The organism is Pseudoalteromonas sp. MMG012 (assembly GCF_018100875.1).
Lineage (GTDB): Bacteria > Pseudomonadota > Gammaproteobacteria > Enterobacterales > Alteromonadaceae > Pseudoalteromonas > Pseudoalteromonas aurantia.
This window is the reverse complement of record NZ_JAGJEF010000168.1, coordinates 1-2,351: the sequence shown is the minus strand read 5'-3', so window position 1 is coordinate 2,351 and position 2,351 is coordinate 1. Positions and strand designations below refer to the sequence as shown.

Here is a 2,351-nt window from a genome sequence, read left to right as displayed (position 1 = left end):
CTGTTATCTATAAACTTGCTTAGAAAATCCTCTAATGCTTCACCTGGATGTTCAATATCTGATGAAATCATATCAATACCCCATTGCTCTAGAATTCGTTCTTGAACTGGATTTGGTTTTGGCGAGAAAACGTATGATTTGGGTTGCGCTTCACCAAGATGATGGGCTTTCCAAAGCATCGACAATTTATAGAAAAGAAATCGTATATTTACATCAGCTAAACTATAACCAATAAATAATACTGATTTACCCAACACATCAGCCCTCAATTTAATGTCCAAAGGGGTCTCGAAGCCTAGTCGCTCAAAATAGCTAGTTTCATCTAAGACGATTGACTTATCATCATCAAAATCTCCGTGAAACTTGATAATTTGGGTACTATTACTATCTACTTTTGTTAGGTCTGCAACAGAAGATATTTTGGTATAAGGTTTTTCATGATGATCCAGTGCGTACTCTAACCAACGATCGTAATTTGTAGTATAAATTATTGGAAATTCGGCTTTAGCTATATTTTCATGAACTTTTGATTTCGAAACGTCAATCTTTGGTGCGTGCCAATTTCTATCCATCCAGCTTCTTAGTGGACCGATACTTCCCTTTTTTAAACGGTAATATTCAGCTAAAGCTAAATGGTCACCAAATGTCTTATAAATCTCTGGGTCATAATCCAAATCTTCCGCTATTTTGTCAATTAACGAATCCCATGATGGCAAACCAAGATTCATAGATACACCAGCCCCAACAAAGAGTATGACGTTACCTTCTTTAAATGATCTTAATAATTGTTCCATTACAGCTTATTCCTTTCTAAAAAAGCTTTGAATTGATCAAATGCTATTTTTCGCATTGAAATTTCATTTTTCTTCTTGCCCATTTCAGCAAACGTTTCTGTTTCACCTTCAGGTATAAAGATGCAATCCCATTGGAAACTTCTATTTCCTTTTGGTTCTGGGGATATATCACCTCTTATTTCACCTTTAAAGAAGTGCATTTTTTTAGCATCACAATACCCAATAATTGTTCTAGCAACTAACCCTAGATTATCGCCTTTGCCCAACAATGTTGAAAACTTATCTGCTTCTAATTTATCCCAAAATATTTGTGTCAAACCTCCGGGAAATCCATTCAAGCTATCGATATATAAACCTGTGTGCTCTACAAAAACTGGACGTCCTACTTTTTTAAATGCCTTTAACAGTTTGTCTTTAACTAATTCATCTACATTTTCTGTTTGTATTTCGTTAATAGAGTGTTTTGCTGCAATAATTTCCACTCCGGCGCCTTCGAGAATTTTTTGTACCTCCGCCACTTTAAAATCATTTTTTGAAACAAACCTTATCTGCATGTGAGCCCCTTTATAAAGCTATATTTTTTTTGTGTTTTCAACATTTGTTTAATATGAATTGAACTCTTTGTTTCACGATAAAATTCAATGTAATCTTGAGTTATGCTAGATCTGTGTATGGAAGGGTTATCTGAACATATTACAAAAGGGACCTCGTTATTTATAAATTCAATGACAGGATGTGATTCGCTTTCTCCTACTGCATTAGTTAATCTATTACTAATAGGACAAACTTCGACACATATATCTTTCTCTTTGAGTAAATCCAAAATTGCTTTAGATTTTATTGCAGCCGTTCCATGACCAATTCGATCAGCTTTGAAATTATTAACAGCAATAGCTATGTTTTTAAAGTTTCCTGTTTCACCTGCATGGATTGTTACTTTCAAACCAAATTCAATTTTAGCTCGCACAAACTCGTATGCTAGCGCATCAGAAACTCTAATATCTTCATTGCCTGCGAGGTCTAATCCTACTATCAAACCTGGCTTACCTAAATTAATATAAGCACTTAAAAGTGATCGAAGTTGTTCTAGAGAATAATCCCCTCTAGTAACAGTAAGAATTAGACCTGCCTTAATTTTGTAATATTCAGATGCTCTTGATATATCCTCTAATAACCAAGCCATTGCCACTTCTACATTAACTTTATTAAGCAAGGCAATGTATAAAACACTATTCCGTAGCTCCACAAATCCAATATTGCATTTTCTTAAGTTTTCAAACGCATCAAATACAATAAGCGTTAAATCAGCTCGGCTTTTAGGAATAAGCCTTAAAAGATCCCAAGGTTTGAGATATGAAGATAGACTCTTAGCTGGTTTTATAACATTGAGATCCTTGTCAAGGTCAAAGCCTTGTGGAATATCAACTATATTATTCTCAAGTAACTTTTTTACAAGTTTCGAACTGACAAGTCCATTAAGATGAACATGTAATTCACCTTTCTCCATTTCTGTAATTAAATTTTCCATCACCTACCTATGCGAAATACGGAAACAGC

3 protein-coding genes are annotated in these 2,351 nt (G+C 34.4%); all 3 read right to left on the bottom strand.

The annotated features are described in order from the left end of the window. Positions 1 to 794 (bottom strand): SIR2 family protein (locus J8L97_RS22770; RefSeq protein ID WP_211053009.1); only part of this gene is annotated, 794 nt, incomplete at its 3' end. Then, the gene (locus J8L97_RS22765; protein ID WP_211053008.1) at positions 794 to 1,348 is read right to left on the bottom strand and encodes a non-canonical purine NTP pyrophosphatase; all 555 of its coding nucleotides are present in this window, start codon (positions 1,346 to 1,348) and stop codon (positions 794 to 796) included. The genes J8L97_RS22765 and J8L97_RS22770, both read right to left, overlap by 1 nt. Then, positions 1,339 to 2,322, bottom strand: coding sequence for a hypothetical protein (locus J8L97_RS22760; protein ID WP_211053007.1), 984 nt, complete (start codon positions 2,320 to 2,322; stop codon positions 1,339 to 1,341). The genes J8L97_RS22765 and J8L97_RS22760 overlap by 10 nt, the downstream gene beginning before the upstream one ends. Positions 2,323 to 2,351: the final 29 nt, after the last annotated feature.